This is a genomic window from Rathayibacter sp. Leaf248, assembly GCF_920939495.1.
Lineage (GTDB): Bacteria > Actinomycetota > Actinomycetes > Actinomycetales > Microbacteriaceae > Rathayibacter > Rathayibacter caricis.
Genome location: NZ_CAKLAV010000001.1, coordinates 2,642,024 through 2,662,213, shown reverse-complemented (window position 1 = coordinate 2,662,213; position 20,190 = coordinate 2,642,024). Strand labels below are relative to the sequence as shown.

Genomic DNA, 20,190 nt, shown 5'->3' with positions numbered 1-20,190 from the left:
CGTACGATGGACGGGTGACCACGAGCAGAGCACCCCGACGCGATGCGGCCGACAACCGCGCCGCGATCCTCCTCGCCGCGCGGACCCTCCTCCGCACCGACTCCGACGCCTCGCTCGAGGCGATCGCGAGCGAGGCCGGAGTGACGCGCCGCACCGTCTACGGCCACTTCTCCTCCCGCGAGGAGCTCCTCACCACCGTGTTCCGCGAGGGAGCCGCGCGGATCGCCGCGGTCCTCGCTCCGGTGCGGCACGAGGACCCGGCGTGCGAGCTCGCGCTGATCGGCTCGCGGATGTGGCGCGAGGTCGAGTCGATCCGCGTCCCCGCCCGCTCCGCCCTGCGCTCCCCCTTCGCCGAGCTCGTCGCCCAGACGCTCGAGCCCGTGCGCGCCCAGCTGCGCGAGACCGCCGCCCGCGGCATCGCCTCCGGCCGTTTCCGCCCCGATCTCGACGCCGGTCGCCTGGCGCGACTCGTCGAGGACGCGGCGATCGCGGTGCTCGACGAGGCCGCCGACTCCGATCTCGGCGAGGCGGAGGCCGAGCGCCTCGTCATGGTCGACGTCCTCGCGATCGCGGGCTTCGGTTGGACCGACGCCGACGCGCTCGCCGCCCGGGTCGCCGCCGAGGAGGCCCGCTCGTGAGGATCGAGCTGCACGACGTCGCCAAGGGCGGAGCGCTCCCGGCCGTCTCGCTGACGTTCTCGAGCGGATCGGCGACCCTCGCCCTCACCGAGACGGAGCAGCGCCCCACGGTCCTCGGCCTCCTCGCGAGCGGGCGGATGCGCCCCGACAGCGGGCGCATCACCGTCGACGGAGCCGAGGACCCGAAGCGGATGCGCGCCGCGGTCGCCCTGGTCGACGCCCCGGCGGTCAGCGAGCCCGCCCCCGACGTGACCCTCGCCGGAATGGCTTCCGAGGAGCTCGTCTTCGCCGGACGCTCCTCGCACCCGCGCGCCGTCTCGCGCGCGCTCGAGGCGCTCGGCGTCGCCGACCTCGCGCGCCGACCGGTGTCCGAGCTCCCCGCGCTCGAGCGCGTCCGCGTGCTCGCCGAGCTCGCGCTGCTGCGCGAGGGGGTGGAGGCGCTCGTGATCGTCTCGCCCGACCGCCACGGCGGCGACCCCGCCGCGTGGTGGGCGCTCGCCAAGGAGCTCGCCGCGCGCGGGCCGGCCGTCCTCGTGATCGCGGGCACCGCCTCCGCTTCGGCCATCGCCGCGACGGATCTCCTCCGCACGCAGTTCGACCCCGCACCGCCCACCGCCCTCGCGACCCTCGAGGACGGCGTCGAGGAGGAGACCGCCGGCGCTCTCCACCGCGCCCTCGCCCCCTCGCACTTCCCCGGCACCACCCCCGACCCGATCGACGACACCCGCTCATGAGAATCCGCGTCCCCCAGATGATCCAGGCGGAGTTGCGCCGCCTCACCGCCACCCCGATGGCCCGCCTCGCGCTGATCGCGCTGATGCTCGTGCCGATCCTCTACGGCGGCCTGTACCTCTGGGCCAACCAGGACCCGTACGCGAAGCTGCCCGACGTCCCGGTGGCCCTGGTCGTCGACGACGCCGGCACGACCGCCGACGACGGCACCGCCACGAACACGGGCGACGAGGTCGCCGACCAGCTCCTCGAGGACCACGCGTTCGATTGGCACCGCGTCTCGTCGACCGAGGCCGCCTCCGGAGTCGACGACGGCACCTACGACTTCAGCGTCACCCTGCCTGCGGACTTCTCGGCCGCCCTCGCCTCGAGCGGCAGCGACGCGCCCTACCGCGCCAGCGTCGTCCTCACCACCAACGACGCCACGAGCTACCTCGCGAGCACGATCGGCGAGCAGGCCGCGAAGACGCTGCGCGCCTCCATCGTCGAGAAGGTCGACGAGGAGGCGGCCGCCCAGTTCCTCGTGGGCCTCGCGACGATCCGCGGCGACCTCTCGACGGCGGTCGACGGCGGCTCGCAGCTCGTCGACGGCGCGACGACCCTCTCGAGCGGAGCCGCCTCCGCGCAGGACGGCGCCGGCACCCTCGCCGACGGGGCCGCGCAGCTCTCCGACGGAGCGTCCTCGCTCGCCGACGGCACCGCGCAGGTGGCCGGCGGAGTGCAGCAGCTCGCCGACGGGAGCGGCACGCTCGACGCGGGCCTGCAGCAGCTGCGCGGCGCCACGGCCGATCTACCCGCGCAGACCGCGACCCTCGCCGAGGGCGCCGCGCAGGTCGCCGCGGGCGATTCCGCCCTCGCCGCGCAGGCCGACGCCGTGGGCGCCGCCTCCCAGCAGGTGGCCGACAGCGTCCCCGTGATCCGCGGCGACATCGAGGCGAGCCTGCAGGAGTCTGGACTGGATCCCGCGCGCATCGCGGAGGTGCTCGCGCTGCTGGATCCGCTCGGCGACGACACCCTGGCCGCGAACGCGCAGGCGCAGGGCCAGGTCGCGCTGATCGACCGGCTCGCCGGAGGAGCGACGCAGGTCGCGACCGGCGCGCAGGCCCTCGCCGACGCGACTCCGGCCCTCGCCGCGGGCATCGCGAGCGCGGCCGACGGCTCGTCGCAGCTGACGAGCGGAGCCGCCACCGCCGCCGACGGGGCGCAGTCCGCCGCCGACGGGGCCGCGACCGTCCGCGACGGCGCCTCCTCCCTCCTCGACGGCTCGACGGCCCTGCGCGACGGACTCGGCGACCTCACCACCGGGCTCGGCGACCTCACCACCGGCGCCACCACGCTCCGTGACGGCCTCGAGGACGGCGTCGTCGCGATCCCCGACCGCTCGGCCGAGCAGCAGGCGGCGCAGGCCTCCGCCATCGCCGACCCGGTGGCCGTGGACAGGAGCGAGGTCGCCTCGGCCGGCACGTACGGCGCCGGGCTGGCTCCGTTCTTCGCGAGCCTCGCCGGCTGGATCGGCATCTACGCCCTGTTCCTGATCGTGAAGCCGGTCTCGCGCCGCGCGATCACCGCGCTGCACTCGCCCCTCCGGATCACCCTCGCCGGCTGGCTGACCCCGGGCCTGCTCGGAGTGGTCCAGATGGCCGGGCTGTTCGCGATCATCTCGCTCGCCCTCGGCTTCGACGTCGCCTCGCCGCTCGGCGTCTACGGGGTGATGGCCCTCGCCTCGCTGACGTTCGCCGCGATGATCCTGGCCCTCAACGTCTGGCTGGGGAGCGTCGGACAGTTCCTCGGCCTGGTGCTGATGGTGGTGCAGCTCGTGACTGCGGGCGGCACGTTCCCCTGGCAGACCCTCCCCGGGCAGCTCGCCGCGCTGCACCACGTGCTGCCGATGGGCTTCGCCACCGACGCCGTGCGGCAGCTGATGTACGGCGGCGACGGCGGCGCGGCGCTGCACGACTCCCTCGTGCTGCTCTGCTGGCTGGTCGGCGGTCTGGCCCTCGCGGCGATCGGAGTGGTCCGCATGACGCGGTTCCGCACCCTGCGCGATCTGCAGCCGTCCCTGATCGGGTGACGCCGAGACGGCTCAGACGCTGGCGCCGGAGATAGCATCGGGGGCATGGCAGCACATCGCGGCGAGGTCGAGGCCTGGCTCACCGACATGGACGGCGTGCTCGTGCACGAGAACAAGGCGCTCCCCGGCGCGCCCGAGCTGATCCAGGAGTGGACCGACGCGGGCGTCCCGTTCCTGGTGCTCACCAACAACTCGATCTTCACTCCGCGCGACCTGGCCGCGCGCCTGCGCGCCTCGGGGCTGCACGTGCCGGAGGAGCGCATCTGGACGAGCGCGCTCGCCACCGCCGACTTCTGCGCCTCGCAGATGCCCGGCGGCAGTGCGTTCGTGATCGGGGAGGCGGGCATCACGACCGCGCTCCACGAGGCCGGCTTCATCATGACCGAGACCTCCCCCGACTACGTCGTCGTCGGCGAGACCCGCAACTACAGCTTCGAGGCGATCACGAAGGCGATCCGCCTGATCATCGGCGGGGCCCGGTTCATCGTGACGAACCCGGATGCGACCGGGCCGAGCTCCGAGGGCGTCATGCCCGCGACGGGAGCGATCGCCGCGCTGATCACCAAGGCCACCGGCAAGGACCCGTACGTCGTCGGCAAGCCGAACCCGATGATGTTCCGCTCGGCGATGAACAAGATCGGTGCGCACAGCGAGAACACCGGCATGATCGGCGACCGGATGGACACCGACATCGTCGCCGGCATCGAGGCGGGCCTGCACACGGTGCTCGTGATGACCGGGATCAGCGACGCCGCCGAGATCGAGCGCTACCCGTTCCGCCCCGACGAGGTGCTCAGCGGCGTGCACGAGCTGCTGTCGGGCGAGCCCCTCGAGTCGGAGTTCCCGCCGGACGTCGTGGTCTGACCCGCGGTTTCTCGCGCTCAGAAGCGGACGTGCTGCAGCACCCAGGCGTGCATCGCGACCGCCGCGGCCGCCGACGCGTTGATCGAGCGCGTCGAGCCGAACTGCGAGATCTCGAGCACGGCCTCGGAGGCGGCGATCGCCTCGTCCGACAGGCCCGGCCCCTCCTGACCGAAGAGCAGGACGCAGCGCTCGGGCAGCGCGAAGGTCTCGATCGGGACGCAGCCGGGCACGTTGTCGATCGCGATCAGCGGCAGTCCCTCCGCCCGCGCCCACTCGACGAGCTCGGCGACCGTCTCGTGGTGCTGCACGTGCTGGTAGCGGTCGGTCACCATCGCGCCGCGCTTGTTCCAGCGGCGCCGGCCCACGATGTGGACCCCGCGGGCTCCGAACGCGTTGGCGCTGCGCACGATCGAGCCGATGTTCATGTCGTGCTGCCAGTTCTCGACGGCCACGTGGAACGGGTGGCGGGAGCGGTCGAGCTCGGCGACGATCGCCTCCATCCGCCAGTAGCGAAAGCGGTCGATCACGTTGCGGGCGTCGCCGTGCGCGAGCAGCTCCGGATCCAGCCGCTCGTCCTCGGGAGGCTCGCCGATCCACGGGCCCGCACCGTTGGTCGTCGCCTCGACGGAGGGCGCGGGGCCGGTCCCGGCTGGCCTCTCGTTCTCGTCCACGATCGGCAACCCTACAAGCAGGGGCGGCCGGTTCCCTCGGGCCCTCGACGCCGGGGATACTGACGCAGGGGCACGCCGAGAACGTCTCCCGCGAGGAGACGACCATGACCCGCTTCCACCCCGCTCTGCGCGCCGGAGTCGCGACGGCCGCGGTGCTGCTCGCCCTGGCCGGGTGCGCCGAGCCGGCGACGCGCGCCCCCTCGACCCCGAGCGCCGCGGGGACGGCGGCTCCTGTGCCCGACGCCACGGATCCGAGCGCGACGCCGGGGGCCGCTGATCCGAGCGCGGCGCCGACGACCACCGCTCCGAGCGCCGGGGTGCCGACCGGAGGCGCGACCACCGGCCCGGGTGCGCAGGCCTCGCCTCCCGCGCTCAGCGACCTCGTGCTCACTCCGGACGGGCTGATCGCGCCCGCCGGATCCGCCTCGCTGATCGTCGGGCAGCCGATCCCGAGGGGTGCCGGCGCAGCGGCCCTCGCCGTGTTCGACGCGGACTTCTGCACCCCGGCCTGGACGGAGGCGGGCGTCGAGGTCGACGGAGCGCCCGGCCGCTGGGTGCCGAACTACCCCGACGAGACGCAGGCGGGAGTGCTGGGGCGGTTCCCGTTCGGACTCCTCGCCGACGAGGAGACCGCTCCGCTGCGGCTGATCCTCGTGAGCAGCCCGGCACTCCGGAGCGCGGGCGGTGCCGGCATCGGCTCCACGCGCGCCGAACTCGAAGCGGCGCTCGCGGGCGCGGCGCAGGTGACCGGCACCGACGACCCGGCGGGCGTGGACGTGTACACCGTGCGCGGTGCGAACGCGAGCCTCACCTTCGAGGTGGGCAACGGCACCGACGTCGTCGAGCTCGCGCACGTCGGGCCTCTGCTCGACGTGCCCCTCAGGCTGTGGGGGACGGACGCCGGGCCGTACGGCTGCAGCCTGGTCTGACTCAGCCCGCGGGCGTGCCGGCGAGCGAGCCGACGAGCTCGCCGCCGCCCGCGCGGTCCACGAAGCAGAACGAGCGGCGCTCGCCCGCGTCCCACTGCTCCTGCGTGACCGGGAACGAGGCCGAGACCTGGACGTCGCCGTAGGTCTCGGCCGCCGCGACGTCCACGACTCCGGCGGCCTGGCAGAGCGAGGCGACCGAGAGCGCGAGCGCATCGGATCCGGGGAACACCGTCTCGGTCAGCGGCTCGGCAGCGACCAGCTGGCCGGCGTGCGGCGCGGCGCAGTCGACCACGGTGAACTCCTCGGCCCAGACGGAGTCGAACGGCTGCAGGCACTCCCCGCCGAGGAGGGCGCTCCACGCGTAGGTGCCGGCGGGCAGGGGTCCGACCGTCGGCAGCACCGCGGTGGGCTCCGGAGTCGCGCTTGCCTCCTCGCTCGGCGCCTGGGTCGCGACCGGCACCGCGGCCTCGGGACGGTTCGCTGACGCGACGGCGTAGCCGATGGCCGCGAGGACGGCGAGGATCACGACGACCCCGACCGCGATCAGGGCGATCAGGAGTCGGCGACGTCCCGCCGTCCGCCCGGGGGACGGCGGCGAGAGCGGGGCGATGCTGGGGGGCTCGGTGGCGATGCCGGCCGTGGTGGGGCCGCTCGGCGCCGGGGCGTCCGCGCGAGGGGTCTTCTGCCGTGCGGCGCGCGGGGCCTTCTCGCGTGGAGCCTTCTCGCGGGGAGCCTTCTCGCGGGGAGCCTTCTCGCGGGCGGGCCTGGACCGGGGCGTCTTCTCGCCGGCGGCGTTCGCGTGCGCCGTCGCCGGCGTCGTGCTGAACGGAGCATCGGCACCCTCGGCGGAGGCGGCGTCGCGAGCAGCGGACGGATCGGCGGGATCACCCGAGTCCGTCGGCTCGAGATTCCAGGCGAACGCGGTGCCCCGCCAGAGCTCCTCGTCGCCCGCGTCGTCGTCGTCCGCATCGGCGGGCGGAGTGACGACGTCCTCCCAGACGGGAGGCGCGTCCCAGCCGCCGCGAGGGTCGGGCCACTGGTAGACGGTGCCGTTCGGCGCGGTGTCGCGCTGCGAGGGCGCGGTGGCCCCGGCGGGACGGTCGTCGCGCGGCTCCTCGGGCTGCTGGGCGTCGCGAGCGACGGGAGGTGCGCTGGGCGCGAGAGGCCCGGCGATGGGAGGCGCCGAGCGCGGGGTCGAGGCGCGCTCGGCAGGGTCGCGGCGCGCGGCGTCGAAGCGCGGCTGCGGGCGCACAGGCGGCGCGGTCTGCTCCGGCTCAGGAGCCGGTCCGCGGTCGACGACGGCCTCCGCCTCGGGATCCGCGGGGCGCTCGGGCTCCGGGGCCGGAGCGGGCGGGCGGTTGGCATCGGGCTCGTCGGCCGAGTCGGGCTCGCGCTCCGGGCGGGATTCCTCCTCGCGCTCCTCCGCAGCCCCTGAGGTCTGCAGCGGCGGCGTCGGTTCGAGGACCAGGGTCGGCTCCGGCGGAGCAGAGGCCTCGGCCGCGACGAGCGGCGGCACGTGCACGGTCGTCGCCTGGGGCTCGTCACGGCCGGCCGCCTGGGAAGGATGCTCCGGTGCGGCTCCCTCCGGCGCGGCTTCCTCGAGTGCGGACTCGTCAGGAGCACCGTCGGTCTGCTCCGACGCGTCGGACGACTCCTCCGACGCCGACTCGGCCTCCTCGGACTCGGACGGCGCAGCGGGTGCGGACTGCGGATCGACGGGCTTCCACTCGGATCCGGTCGGGGTAGCGCGCGGCGCGTCGAAGATGCTCTTCAGCCGTCCGCCGCTGAGCTGCTGCAGGAGCCACTCGCTGCCGCCGACCTGGCGCTCCGGCTCCTTCGGGCGGTCCTCGCCCTCGGAGTGGTCGCCGCGTCCGCGGTTGCCGTCGTCGACCATCAGCTCAGCCCGAGGTCGGCCAGCCCGATCGCGGCGAAGTACGGGTAGCCGGCGTCCTCGATGATCTCGCGCGCACCCGTCGCGCGATCGACGACGACGGCGACTCCGGCGATCTCGGCGCCGACCTTCAGCAGCGCCTCGATGGCCTTCAGCGGCGAGCCGCCGGTGGTGGAGGTGTCCTCGACGACGACGACGCGCTTGCCCTCGAGGTCGGGGCCCTCGACCTGCCGACCGCGGCCGTGGTCCTTCGGCTCCTTGCGCACGACGAACGCGTCGTAGGCGAGCCCGCGGGCGGCGCCCTGGTGCAGGATCGCCGACGCAATGGGGTCGGCGCCCATGGTCAGTCCGCCGACGGCGTCGACGCGCTCGATCGGCGCGATGAGGTCGAGCATGACCTGCCCGATCAGCGGGGCGACCCGGTGGTCGAGGCTGACCCGGCGGAGATCGACGTAGTAGCTCGCCTTCTTACCGCTCGTCAGGGTGAAGTCCCCGTGGAAGACGGCGTCGGAGCCGATGTACTCGATGAGCTGCTGGCGTGCGTCGTTCACAGGGCCACTCTACGGGGCGGTCTCGACGCCTCCGGGGAGGCCCGCGGGCGAGGCCGCCCCAGTCTGCTCGTCGCTCCCTCCGCGGAACTGGGTCATGTAGAGCTCGTAGTAGGCGCCGCGGCGGCGCAGGAGCTCGTCGTGAGCACCCTGCTCGACGATGCGCCCCGCCTCCATCACGAGGATCGTGTCGGCGTCGCGGATGGTCGACAGCCGGTGCGCGATGACGAACGACGTGCGGTCGGTGCGCAGCGCCGCCATCGCGTGCTGCACCAGCAACTCGGTGCGGGTGTCGACCGACGAGGTCGCCTCGTCGAGGATGAGGAGCGACGGGTTCGCGAGGAACGCGCGCGCGATCGTGATCAGCTGGCGCTCTCCGGCCGAGACGCTGCCGCCGTCGGCGTCGAGCACCGTGTCGTAGCCGTCGGGCAGCTGCTGCACGAAGCGGTCGACCATCGTCGCGCGGGCCGCGTCGGCGATCTCGTCATCGGTGGCGTCGAGCCGGCCGTAGCGGATGTTCTCGCGGATGGTGCCCTCGAAGAGCCACGCGTCCTGGAGGACCATGCCGACCCGCGAACGCAGGTCGCCGCGGGCGAGGCGGGTGATGTCGACGCCGTCGAGCAGGATCCGCCCGCCCGTGAGCTCGTAGAAGCGCATCACGAGGTTCACGAGGGTGGTCTTGCCCGCGCCGGTCGGACCGACGATGGCGACGGTCTGCCCGGGCTGGGCCGAGAACGAGAGCCCCTCGATCAGCGGCTGCTCCGGGTCGTACGAGAACGAGACGTCCTGGAACTCGACGTGGCCGTCGGTGCGCTCGGGGAGCGAGTCGGTGACGGTCTCGGCGTCCTGCTCGTCGGCGTCGAGCAGCTCGAAGGTGCGCTCGGCCGAGGCGACGCCCGACTGCAGCATGTTGGCCATGCTCGCCAGCTGGGTCACCGGCTGGGTGAACTCGCGCGAGTACTGGATGAACGCGGTCGCGTCTCCGAGGGTCAGCTGCCCCGACGCCACCCGGAGCCCGCCGACGACCGCGATGAGGACGTAGGACAGGTAGGACACGAAGGTCATCGCGGGCATGATCATGCCCGACACGAACTGGGCGCCGAACGAGGCCGTGTAGAGGTCGTCGTTGCGCCGGTCGAACTCCTCGAGCATCTCGCGGTCGCGGCCGAAGGCGCGGACGATCTCGAGGCCCGAGAACGACTCCTCGATGTGGCCGTTCAGTGCGCCGGTGTTCTTCCACTGCGCGGCGAACAGCTTCTGCGAGCGCGCGCCGATGACTCCCGCGATGACGCCGGACAGCGGGAGCGAGATCAGGGCGATCAGCGCGAGCTGCCACGAGACGATGAACATCATCGCCGCGATGCCGATGATCGTCAGCACCGACTGCACGAGCTGCGAGAAGGCCTGCTGGAGCGCCGTCTGGATGTTGTCGACGTCGTTCGTGACGCGCGACATGACGTCGCCGCGCTGACGAGTGTCGAAGTAGCGCAGCGGGAGGCGGTTGAGCTTGGCCTCGATGTCCTGCCGCAGTCCGTAGACCACGCGCATCACGAGGCCGTTGAGGAGGAACCCCTGGGCCCACATCAGCACCGAGGCGACCACGTACATCAGCAGCACGATGATGATGAGCCGGCCGAGCACGACGAAGTCGATGCCCTCGCCGGGAACGATGTCGGTCTTGGAGAGCATGTCGGCGAACGTGCCGTTGCCCGAGGCGCGCTGCTGCTCGATGATCTGCTCGAGCGGGACTCCGGCGGGGAGCTGCGACCCGATCACGCCGTTGAAGATCGTGTCCATCGCCTGGCCGAGGATCTTGGGCGCGATCACGGTGAGGACGACCGACGCCGAGACCAGCGCGACGACCACGATCATCCGGGCCTTCTCGGGGCCGAGCAGGCTGAAGAGCCGCTTCGCGGAGGGCCAGAAGTGCTGGGCCTTGCGGGCGGGCGGCCCGTCGCCGAACATGCCGCCGTCGGCCTCGCCGGGCTCGTACTCGGGTGCGAGCGACTCCGGCTCGGCCGGCTGCTCCTCCACTGCGTCGCGGACGCGCGCCATCTCAGGCCACCCCTTCGGTGCTCAGCTGCGATTCGACGATCTCGCGGTAGGTCGCGTTCGTCTCGAGCAGGTCGTCGTGGGTGCCGCGGCCGACCACGCGACCGGCGTCGAGCACGACGATCTGGTCGGCGTGCCGGATGGTCGACACGCGCTGCGCGACGATGATCACGGTCGCGTCGGTGGTCGCCGCGGCGAGGGACTCGCGCAGTCGCGCATCGGTCGCGACGTCGAGCGCCGAGAACGAGTCGTCGAAGAGGTAGACGCGGGGCCGGGCGACGAGAGCCCGCGCGATGCAGAGCCGCTGCCGCTGACCGCCCGAGACGTTCGTGCCGCCCTGCGAGACCGGCTCGTCGAGACCGTGCTCCTTGCTGCGGACGAAGTCCTCGCCCTGGGCGATGCGCAGGGCCTCCCAGAGCTCGGCGTCGGTGGCCTCGGGCCGCCCGAAGCGGAGGTTCGAGGCGATCGTGCCCGAGAAGAGGTACGGGCGCTGGGGCACGAGGCCGATGACCCGGGCGAGCTGGGCGCGGTCGAGGGAGGAGACCGGCACTCCGTCGATCGTGACCGACCCCTCCTGCGGGTCGAAGAGGCGCGGCACGAGGCCCAGCAGCGTGGTCTTGCCGGCACCGGTCGAGCCGACGATGGCGGTCGTGCGACCCGGCTCCGCGACGAGATCGACGCCCGACAGCACCGGCCGCTCGGCACCGGGGTAGCCGAAGACGACCCCGTCGAACTCGACCCGGCCGGAGGTGGGCGCGTCGGCGCCGCCCTCGGGCGTGGTCAGGCTGGTGCGCGTGGTCAGCACCTCGTCGATCCGCTCGGCGCAGACCACCGCACGCGGGATCATCATGACCATGAAGACGCCCATCATCACCGCGGTGAGGATCTGCAGGAGGTACTGCAGGAACGCGGTCAGCGAGCCGATCTGCATCTGACCCGCGTCGACGCGCTGCCCGCCGAACCAGAGCACGGCGGCGGTGGCCAGGTGCAGGATCATCATGATCGCCGGGAACATCAGCACGAAGATGTTGCCGACCTTGATCGACACCTCGGTGATCGCGGCGTTCGCGCGGCGGTAGCGCTCGGACTCGAACGGCTCCCGCACGAAGGCGCGCACGACGCGGATGCCCGTGATCTGCTCGCGCAGCACCCCGTTGATGCCGTCGATGCGGTCCTGCATGAGGCGGAACAGCGGCAGCAGGAGGAAGACCAGCACGCCGACGACGACGAACAGCACCGGCACCGAGACCCAGACCAGCCACGAGAGGCCGACGTCCTCGCGCAGCGCGAAGACGATGCCTCCGATGCACATGATCGGGGTCGAGACCATGAAGTTGAGGGTCATCAGCACGAGCATCTGCACCTGCTGCACGTCGTTCGTGCCGCGGGTGATGAGGGTGGCCGTGCCGAATCGGCCGACCTCGAGCCCGCTGAGGGAGTCGACGCGGCGGTACACGTCGCGGCGCAGGTCGCGCCCGACCGCCATGGCGGTGCGAGCGCCGAAGTAGACGCCCCCGATCGCGGTGACGACCTGGACGAGGCAGACGCCCAGCATGGTCACGCCGGTCGACCAGATGAAGTCGGTGTCGCCGGTGCCGATGCCCTGGTCGATGATCTCCGCGTTGAGGCTCGGCAGGTACAGCGCCGCGAGCGTCGAGATCAGCTGCAGCACGACGACCGCCGCGATCCAGCGGGAGTAGGGCTTCGCGTAGGACGACGCGAGTCGGAGCAGGATCACGGGGTTCCTCGAGACGGGGTGGGGAGTGCGGGGAGGGGCGACGGGCCGATCCGGAGGGACGGCTGTCGTGATCGGAGGATCCCGTGCAGACGGCGACCGGGCGGATCGGGTGACGGCGGAGGGCGACGGAAGGAGGAGCGGCGACCGCGGGCGGCGGCGCCGAGGACGACGCGGGTGGCGCCGATCGGGACGGCGCACAGACAACCATCGACCACCGACACCGGTTGCGCAATCCGTCGGGCGGATGACCGACGAGCGGGCCGCATCCGGTCGCCCACCACCGCCCGCACCGTCCTGTCGGCGGCGGCTCCTACACTTCGAGGATGCGCATCGCCACGTGGAACGTGAACTCCATCCGGGCCCGCACGGGCCGCGTCGTCGACTGGCTGGTCCGCGAGGACGTCGACGTGCTCGCCATGCAGGAGCTGAAGTGCAAGCCCGAGCAGTTCCCGCACGAGGCCTTCGCCGAGGCGGGATACCACGTCGAGATGGCGGGGATCAGCCAGTGGAACGGCGTGGGCATCGCCTCCCGCCTCCCGATGGAGGACGTGCAGGTCGGCTTCCCCGGCATGCCCGGCTTCGCCAAGGCCCCCGCCGAGGACGGCTCGCTCCCCCTGGAGGCCCGCGCGATCGGCGCCACCGTCGACGGCGTCCGCGTCTGGAGCCTCTACGTGCCCAACGGCCGCGCCGTCGGCGACCCGCACTACTTCTACAAGCTCGCGTGGCTCGCCGCCCTCGAGGCGAGCACCCGCGAGTGGCTGACCGCACAGCCCGATCTGCCGCTCGCGCTCGTGGGCGACTGGAACGTCGCTCCGCTCGACAGCGACGTGGGCGACCCGTCGCTGGGCCCCGGGTCCACGCACGTCTCGATCCCCGAGCGAGAGGCGTTCGCCGCGTTCGAGGCGGCCGGACTGAGCGACGTCGTGCGCCCGCTCGTGCCCGAGGGGTACACCTACTGGGACTACAAGCAGCTGCGCTTCCCGCGCAACGAGGGCCTCCGGATCGACTTCGTCCTCGGCTCGCACGCGTTCGGCGAGCTGGTCACGGCCGCGTCGATCCACCGCGACGAGCGCAAGGGCGACGCCCCGAGCGACCACGTCCCCGTGGTGGTCGACCTCGATCTCGAGACGACCCTCGACGACGACCGGCCCATGATCTTCTGACGATGGCCTCCTCGAAGAAGAAGCGGGCGCGCGCGGCCGCGGACGGCTCCTCCTCCGCCCGGCCCGCGGCACCGCGCCCGGCCGCCCGGCCCGGCCCCGCCGGTCGCGCGCACGACGAGCTGCGGACGGACGCCTACCGCACCGTCCGCGAGGTGCTGGAGGCCGGGCGCCCGCGCCGGCGCCGCTGGGACCTCGTGCTCTCGATCCTCGGCTGCCTGGGGCTCGGACTCGTGGCGATCGTGCTCGGCTACCTCGCCGCCGTCCTCTCGGTGTTCCCCGCGCAGTGCGAGGGGCGGAACATCGCGTGCGACTTCGACCGGATCGACTGGGGCGTCTCGCTCGCCCTGCTCGGCCCGCCGGTGCTGACGCTGATCGCGGTGGCTGTGACGGTCGTGCGCTACCTCGTGGGCCGACGGGCGTTCTGGGTGCCACTGGTCGGCTTCGCGCTGTGCGTCGGCACGGCGTTCCTGGCGTCCTGGCTGGTCACGAGTGCGATCCCGGGGTCTGCTCTGGCCTGAGCGGGCGGGTCGGGCCGGACCTCGGGGAACGTGGGTCTCGATACGCCCCTCCGGGGCTACTCGACCAGCAGGCAGCGGGAACGTGGGTCTCGATACGCCCCTCCGGGGCTACTCGACCAGCAGAGAAGGCGGCATCCTCTTCAGGCAGGCGAGCGGGCGGCCGACGGGTCAGCCGGCGCAGCTGGGGTCGGGGACGAGGGTGACGTCGGTCGCGTTGATCATCGGGGTGACGCGCACGGCCTGCTCACCGAAGCCGGAGGCGGCGCCCGCCGTGAACGTGATCGTGGCGGTGGCGGACTCGCCGGGCGACAGCTGCACGGCGACCTTCGAGACCGGTCGACCGAGGTCGTCGCTCGTCTGCACGACGTCGCCGAGCTCGGAGCCCCAGCTCGCTCCCGACACGGTCGTGCCGGGAGGGCCGTAGACGTAGACGTTCGTGACGAAGTCGCCGCGCGGGAACCTGCCGTCGCCTCCGTTCGCCGCCACGTAGGACGGAAGGGTGCGCGCCACCTGGCGGGAGATCGTGTTGGTCAGCGTCACCTGGGTGGTGAACGTCGCACCGGAGGCGGCGCAGCGGTTCGCGCTCGACTGCGTCACCGCGGTGTCGAGGTAGTAGTCCATCTTCGAGCCGATGGAGGCGTCCTGGAAGAAGACGCCCGTCGTGGTCGTGGCGTCGTTGACGGTGGGGAGGATGCCCGCGATCGGGGTCGGGGCGAGGAGCGCCTGCTCGTCGGGATCCGTGCTGTAGGCCAGGATCCGGCTCTCCTCGACCGACTTGACGATCGCCGGGAGCATGCGGGTCGGCTCCATGTCCCCGCTGAGGATCTTGCCGAGCACCGTCGCGCTCGCCTCCGAGAAGAACGCGTCGGTCCGGTCGCCGACCGTCGAGGCGGGGTAGCGGAAGTAGACCTCGTTCAGCAGCGTCGACACGGTGTTCTCGCTCGTCAGGACGGAGCCGTCGGTCAAGGCGACCGGACCGGTGGAGTCGAGCAGGTACGACAGTGCGACGGGATCGATCGCGAGCACGCCGTCGATCTTCTGGTCGGGGAACTTCTGCGCCCAGAACTGCGTCGCGATGGAGGAGGCGGTGGGGAAGTCGGGGCGGCTGGTCGAGACGTTGAAGGTCGTGGCCAGGTTGCCGCCGAACGTGTCCAGCGCGCTCTGATCGACGTCCACCGACTCGAGCCCGCGGAAGTCCTGGCTCGACTGCTGCTCGGTGATCGAGATGGCGCCGGCGTCGGCCTGGAGCAGCATGACCGAGGAGGCGCCGCCTCCCAGCGCCTGCGCCTCGGCGAGGTTCTGGAACATGACGAGGTAGTTGCGCGGACCGCTCGCACCGAGCGCGTCGGGGAGGATCGCGGTGATCGGCTGGACCTGGTCCATCGCCTCGGTCGCGGTCTCGAGCTGGGGGGCGAAGGCGTCGAGCGCCTCGGCGACCTGCGGCACGAGCGCGCCGCGGTCGATCCCGGCCACCCGCTCGCTCGACTCGTCGACGACCTGCTTCGCGACGTCGATCCTGGCCGAGAGCTCGGTGATCGCGGCGAGGTCGACCCGGCCGTCGACGGGCTTGAGGACGTCGAGCGAGGTTCCCGAGAGCGGAGTGACGATCTTCGCCGACACGTCGTCGGCGATCTCGGTCGCCGCGCGCACGGCCGAGAGGTTCGGACCGAGGATCGGGACGACCTCCATGACACGCCACACCGGGTCGTCGGTCTCGTCGCGCGCCTCGCCGGTGAGGGTCGCGATCTGCCCGGAGGTGGCCTGCGCACCGGCCGTGTCGAAGCCGGTGAGCTGGTCGGCGGCCTGCGAGACGAGCGGGATCGCCGACGTGAGCTTGTCGCGCACCGTCATCGCCTTGTCGTACGTCCGGACGGCCAGCAGGACCGCGACGATCGCGCCGATCACGAGCACCAGGAGGATGCTCAGCGTGATCCACAGTCCGCGGCGACGGCGGCGCGGGGCGCCGGAGGCGCCGCGAGGAGAGGTCGTCGTGGTGGTCATTCGGAAGAGCCTAAGCGACCCTCGGCGCGGGAGTCGTCGCGCGACTGCCCCCCATCCGTCCTGCGACACGGCTGCGGCCGACCGTGATCGCCCGGGACGCGGCCCGGGCCGCGTCAGCCCAGGAGGAGGGACACGGCGATGAGGACCGGCACCGCCGTCACCGTGCTCACGAGCGCCGTGTCGCGGGCGACGGCCACTCCGCGGTCGTAGCGCGAGGCGAAGTTGAAGATGTTCTGCGCGGTCGGCAGGGCGGCCGTGACGGTCACCGCGAACAGGTGCTCGGCGTCCAGCTGGAACACGAAGCGGCCGAGCGTCCACGCGATCGCGGGCATGACGAGCGACTTCAGAGTCGAGGCGACGACGACCTCGACCCGCGCGGGGCCCGCCTCCAGCGGCCGCTGCCCGCGTAGGGACATGCCGAAGGCCATCAGCACGAGCGGGATGGAGGCGTTGCCGATGATCGAGAACGGCTCCAGCACCGGCGCCGGCACCTCCAGCCCCGTGACGGCCACGAGCAGCCCGAGCGCCGAGGCGATGATCATGGGGTTCCGGAGCGGCTGCGTCAGGATCGCGCCGACCGACGTGCGCCCGCTCGTGGAGATGTCGAGCACCGTGAGGATCGTCGGCGCGAGCAGGAGCAGCTGCAGCAGGAGGGTCGGGGCCACCCACTGCGGGTCGCCGAGCACGTAGATCGCCACGGGCAGCCCGATGTTGTTCGCGTTGACGTAGGCGGAGGAGGCGGTGCCGATCACGGTCTCGGGCAGCGGGCGGCGGAAGAACAGCCGCGAAGCGAGCACGTAGACCGCGGCGACGATCAGGACCGTGCTCAGCGACACCAGGAGGAACGACGAGAAGAGCACCGTCACATCGGCCCGCGAGAGCACCGTGAACAGCAGGGCCGGAGTCGTCACGAAGAAGGCGATGCGCGAGAGGACCGCTCGTCCCTCCGGAGGCACGAGCCCGAAGCGGGCGATGAGGTAGCCGACGGCGATCACCACGCCGATGATCGCGAAACCGGTGAGCACGCCCTCCGTGGTGTCCTCCGTCGCTCGGGCGAGCGCAGTGCTCGCGGGGATCGCCTCTCAGCCTAGGGTCCGGCGCCGTTGCGTCCGGAGGGGGCCCGGCCTACCGTGTCGGCATGCCGCATCTCGACGTCCCCGGCGCGAGCCTCCACTGGGAGGCGGACGGCCACGCCTCCTCCCCCGCCCTGCTGCTGGTGCACGCCGGCATCGCGGACCTCCGGATGTGGGACCCGGTGGTTCCGGAGCTCGCCCGCGACCACCTCGTCGTGCGCCTGGACTCCCGCGGCTTCGGCGGCACGACCACCGGCGACGTCGACTTCGACGAGCGCGCCGACCTGCTCGCCGTGCTGGATCACCTCGGGGTCGAGCGGGCCGTCGTCATCGGCTGCTCGCGCGGCGGCTCCGCGGCGCTCGACCTCGCGATCGCGCACCCCGACCGGGTGAGCGGACTCGTCGCGATCTGCCCGGGCGTCGGCGGGTTCCCGTATCCGGAGCTGACGGAGGAGGAGGACGCCCTCTTCGACGAGATCGACGCCCTGCTCACCACCGGCGATCACGCGCAGGTCGCGCGGAAGGAGGCGGAGCTGTGGGCCTTCGGGCCGGGCCGCTCCCCGGACGGGCTCGACCCCTCCTTCGTCCGGACCGTGCGCTCGCTCGCCGAGGGGCGTGCGGGCCACGAGCACGAGAAGCCGCGGCCGATCCCGCTCGAGCCGCCCGCGTACGACCGGGTCGTGGACCTGGACGTGCCGGCGCTCCTGCTCGTGGGTGCGCACGACGTGTCGGAGTCGTTCCCCGTGTTCGAGTACCTCGTCTCGACGATCGCCGGTGCCGAGGGGCACGTGTTCGAGTCGGCTGCTCATCTGCCGAGCGTCGAGCGGCCCGAGGAGTTCCTCGCGGTCCTTCGGCCGTGGCTCGCGAGGCACGGGATCTGACGTCGCTCGCGGGGTCGCTCCGGCGCACGGGCACCCCGATCCAGGGGATGCCCGCGCAATCAGTGGCGCCCTAGGCGACCGCCGCCAGGTCGAAGGCCCAGTCCGCGTAGAGGCTCGGGGGCTCGCCCTTCTCGACGACGTCGACGCGGTCGAAGCCGACCTCGACGCACGTCGCGCTGTCCTCGGCGTCGTCCGTGCGCACGTAGGCGTGCACGAAGCGGGGCAGCGGGAACGCCGCGGCCTCCTCGAGCAGCAGCCGGACCGAGCGCGCGGCGACGCCGCGTCCTCTCGCCTCGGGGGCGAGATCCCAGGCCGTCTCGTACGCGACGATGCCGCGCGAGTGGCCGTACCAATAGCCGATGGAGCCGACGCAGTCGCCGTCGAGCTCGATCACATAGAAGAAGGCGGTGCCCTCGGCCCAACCGCGCAGGTAGCGGTCGTGCAGGGTGCCGTCGTCCTCGTGTCCGGTGTCCGACTCCGCGCGGGTGACGCTGAGTGCGGCGACGTCCGCCTGCGGCCAGGGCAGGAGGCGGATGTTCTCGGACTGCTGATCGATGCTGACTGTTCTGTGGTCGCTTCCGGGTTCGGGTCCCGTCACGCGCTCCGATCCTCTCTCTCAGGATGGCCCGTCGGTCGCGCCCCTCCGCCAGGTGTTCGGAGTGGCCGATCGATCGGATGGCCGCACTCGGGATGCGGCCGCGATGTCCGCCCCATCTTCGACCCCTTGTCGGAGCTGATGTGGGCCGTGGAGGAATCTAGCCCCGAACGGGGGGTCGTACCTCCGAAACCCCTGGTCGAACGCTGATCGGAGCTGGGAACGAGCGCCGAGCGGCGCATGCGTGCGCGGCGAGCGCCGACCTCGCCGTGCAGCTCCGGGTCCACGCAAGAAAAGCGCGCGCAACGGCCCCTACGCTCGGAGTCGGGTCGCATCCGACCCGTTCCACCAGGGATTCGAAGCGTGAGGAGGATCACCATGTCGCAGTTCGTGCAGAGCACAGTCGTCGGAGAGCCGGAGGTCCTCGAGGACTGCGTCGAGTCCTCCTCCGCGTGGCTCGACCTCACGGCGGCGGTCGCTGCCGTGCAGCCCCTGCAGGCCGCCGACGGCTCCCTCGCCGACCCCGACCGCCTCGAGGATGCGCGGGCGGCTCTCGCTCGGATCGTCACCGCGATCCGCACGCTCGCCCCCGCGTTCCCGCACGACGCCGCCTACCTGGAGGCGCTCGTGGTCGACTTCCGCCGGTGGAGCGACGAGGGTTTCGGAGTGCCGGACTTCCTGGACTCCCTCCAGGCCTTCCAGCCCCAGCTCGACCGGATCGACGGACTGCGCCACCTCGTCGTCTTCCCGATGCTGACGCAGAACGGCAGCCGCGAGCGCCACGTCGAGGCGGTGCTCGTCGAGGTCGTCTGGCCGCGCTTCGTCGCCGAGCTCGAGGCCGGCGACTACTCCAACGCGCTGTTCGTGCCGGTTCGCTTCGTCGACTTCACGTCCGGATACGACACGGACAGCGCCGTGCTCTTCCCCGAGACCGTCGCCATGCGCGCGGTCCCCGCCTTCACCTGGGGAGCGATCTTCGCGGATCGCGAAGCGGCCCGGTTCCGCCGAGTCGTCGGCCGTGCCGCCGAGATCACCCGCCTCGAGCTCCCCGAGGACGCGCGCCGGCTGATCGCCGACCAGCGCCTGTCCGAGGAGGCGTTCGTGATGTGGGACCTCATCCACGACCGCACCCACATGCGCGGGGACCTGCCGTTCGACCCGTTCATGATCAAGCAGCGCATGCCGTTCTTCCTGTACTCGCTCGAGGAGCTGCGCTGCGACCTGACGGCGTTCCGCGAATCGGTCGCGATCGAGCGCCGTCTCGCGGCGGCCGAGCACCTCGACGACGAGGAGGGGCAGTTGGCCGAGCGCGCCCGCTCGGTGCAGTACGCGATCCTGTTCGACCGCCTGTTCCGCTTCCCGTTGACGGGCTCACGGGTGCGCAACTACGACGGACTGGGCGGGCAGCTGCTGTTCGCCTGGCTGCACCGCAACGGGGTGCTGCACTGGACCGACACCCGGCTCGCCTTCGAGTGGGACGGCGTCGCCGATGTGGTCGTCGCCCTCTCGGACGCGATCGACGAGCTCTACTGGCGCTCGATCGACCGCCCGAAGACCGCGCACTGGCTGGCCGCGCACGCCCTGATCGCGTCGGTCCTCACTCCGCACCCCGCCTCGGCCTGGGCGCGCGGGCTGCCGGACGAGGTGCTCCTCGGAGCGCCGCGCGGCTTCACGGACGCGGTGCTGGACGACGAGTTCCCGCTGTCGATGTTCTACGAGGCCCTGGCCAAGAAGATGGGCGACGTGATCACGTCGACCCGGGGCATCACCGGACGCGACTGAGAACGCTCGCGGGTCCCGGCGGCGGTCTCCCGACCCCGCCGGG

17 protein-coding genes are annotated in these 20,190 nt (G+C 72.4%); 9 read left to right on the top strand and 8 right to left on the bottom strand.

What is annotated here, in order from left to right:
- The first annotated feature begins 14 nt into the window (after positions 1–14).
- From LRG51_RS12675 to LRG51_RS12660, 4 genes are read left to right on the top strand one after another with little or no spacing between them, the layout of a single operon-like run.
- The gene (locus LRG51_RS12675) at positions 15–638 is read left to right on the top strand and encodes a TetR/AcrR family transcriptional regulator (RefSeq protein WP_055794184.1); all 624 of its coding nucleotides are present in this window, start codon (positions 15–17) and stop codon (positions 636–638) included.
- Complete coding sequence (locus tag LRG51_RS12670) at positions 635–1,372, top strand: hypothetical protein (protein ID WP_230673006.1); 738 nt, start codon at positions 635–637, stop codon at positions 1,370–1,372. The genes LRG51_RS12675 and LRG51_RS12670 overlap by 4 nt, the downstream gene beginning before the upstream one ends.
- 2 nt (positions 1,373–1,374) lie before the next feature.
- Entirely contained in the window at positions 1,375–3,441 is a 2,067-nt protein-coding gene (locus LRG51_RS12665; RefSeq protein WP_230673126.1) for a YhgE/Pip domain-containing protein, read from the top strand.
- Positions 3,442–3,486: 45 nt separating this feature from the next.
- Positions 3,487–4,305, top strand: a complete 819-nt coding sequence (locus tag LRG51_RS12660; protein ID WP_077224455.1) for an HAD-IIA family hydrolase — start codon at positions 3,487–3,489, stop codon at positions 4,303–4,305.
- A gap of 17 nt (positions 4,306–4,322) precedes the next feature.
- Here the strand turns inward: LRG51_RS12660 and LRG51_RS12655 are convergent, their stop codons facing one another.
- On the bottom strand, positions 4,323–4,976 hold the full coding sequence (locus LRG51_RS12655; RefSeq protein WP_230673005.1) for a TrmH family RNA methyltransferase: 654 nt from the start codon (positions 4,974–4,976) through the stop codon (positions 4,323–4,325).
- A gap of 104 nt (positions 4,977–5,080) precedes the next feature.
- Here LRG51_RS12655 and LRG51_RS12650 point away from each other — a divergent pair, with 104 nt between their 5' ends.
- On the top strand, positions 5,081–5,905 hold the full coding sequence (locus tag LRG51_RS12650; protein WP_230673004.1) for a hypothetical protein: 825 nt from the start codon (positions 5,081–5,083) through the stop codon (positions 5,903–5,905).
- A 1-nt stretch (position 5,906) separates the two neighbouring features.
- Here the strand turns inward: LRG51_RS12650 and LRG51_RS12645 are convergent, their stop codons facing one another.
- The 4 genes from LRG51_RS12645 to LRG51_RS12630 are packed head-to-tail and all read right to left on the bottom strand — an operon-like array spanning position 5,907 to position 12,134.
- Positions 5,907–7,799 carry a hypothetical protein gene (locus LRG51_RS12645; protein ID WP_230673003.1) on the bottom strand — a complete coding sequence of 631 codons (1,893 nt, stop codon included), beginning with the start codon at positions 7,797–7,799 and terminating at the stop codon, positions 5,907–5,909.
- Entirely contained in the window at positions 7,799–8,347 is a 549-nt protein-coding gene (gene pyrE, locus LRG51_RS12640; protein ID WP_055794176.1) for an orotate phosphoribosyltransferase, read from the bottom strand. The genes LRG51_RS12645 and pyrE overlap by 1 nt, the downstream gene beginning before the upstream one ends.
- A gap of 9 nt (positions 8,348–8,356) precedes the next feature.
- Positions 8,357–10,399 (bottom strand): ABC transporter ATP-binding protein, encoded by a 2,043-nt coding sequence (locus LRG51_RS12635; RefSeq protein WP_055794174.1) that lies wholly within the window; start codon positions 10,397–10,399, stop codon positions 8,357–8,359.
- Position 10,400: 1 nt separating this feature from the next.
- A complete protein-coding gene (locus LRG51_RS12630) occupies positions 10,401–12,134 on the bottom strand; it encodes an ABC transporter ATP-binding protein (RefSeq protein WP_230673002.1) in 1,734 nt (577 codons plus the stop codon).
- A gap of 323 nt (positions 12,135–12,457) precedes the next feature.
- On the opposite strand from LRG51_RS12630, the gene LRG51_RS12625 reads away from it, so the two are divergent.
- Complete coding sequence (locus LRG51_RS12625) at positions 12,458–13,297, top strand: exodeoxyribonuclease III (protein ID WP_055794171.1); 840 nt, start codon at positions 12,458–12,460, stop codon at positions 13,295–13,297.
- Positions 13,298–13,299: 2 nt separating this feature from the next.
- The gene (locus tag LRG51_RS12620; protein ID WP_230673001.1) at positions 13,300–13,815 is read left to right on the top strand and encodes a DUF6264 family protein; all 516 of its coding nucleotides are present in this window, start codon (positions 13,300–13,302) and stop codon (positions 13,813–13,815) included.
- Between the two features lie 168 nt (positions 13,816–13,983).
- On the opposite strand, the gene LRG51_RS12615 is transcribed toward LRG51_RS12620, so the two are convergent.
- Both LRG51_RS12615 and LRG51_RS12610 read right to left on the bottom strand, forming a co-directional pair.
- Positions 13,984–15,816 carry a DUF4012 domain-containing protein gene (locus tag LRG51_RS12615; protein WP_230673000.1) on the bottom strand — a complete coding sequence of 611 codons (1,833 nt, stop codon included), beginning with the start codon at positions 15,814–15,816 and terminating at the stop codon, positions 13,984–13,986.
- 113 nt (positions 15,817–15,929) lie between these two features.
- Positions 15,930–16,841 carry an AEC family transporter gene (locus tag LRG51_RS12610; protein WP_230672999.1) on the bottom strand — a complete coding sequence of 304 codons (912 nt, stop codon included), beginning with the start codon at positions 16,839–16,841 and terminating at the stop codon, positions 15,930–15,932.
- 113 nt (positions 16,842–16,954) lie between these two features.
- Between LRG51_RS12610 and LRG51_RS12605 the strand changes: the two genes are divergently transcribed.
- Positions 16,955–17,770, top strand: a complete 816-nt coding sequence (locus LRG51_RS12605; RefSeq protein ID WP_055794162.1) for an alpha/beta fold hydrolase — start codon at positions 16,955–16,957, stop codon at positions 17,768–17,770.
- 70 nt (positions 17,771–17,840) lie between these two features.
- On the opposite strand, the gene LRG51_RS12600 is transcribed toward LRG51_RS12605, so the two are convergent.
- On the bottom strand, positions 17,841–18,368 hold the full coding sequence (locus tag LRG51_RS12600; protein WP_055794161.1) for a GNAT family N-acetyltransferase: 528 nt from the start codon (positions 18,366–18,368) through the stop codon (positions 17,841–17,843).
- Positions 18,369–18,743: 375 nt separating this feature from the next.
- Here LRG51_RS12600 and LRG51_RS12595 point away from each other — a divergent pair, with 375 nt between their 5' ends.
- Positions 18,744–20,147: a DUF6421 family protein gene (locus LRG51_RS12595; protein ID WP_230672998.1), complete on the top strand. Its 1,404-nt coding sequence runs from the start codon at positions 18,744–18,746 to the stop codon at positions 20,145–20,147.
- Positions 20,148–20,190 lie beyond the last annotated feature (43 nt).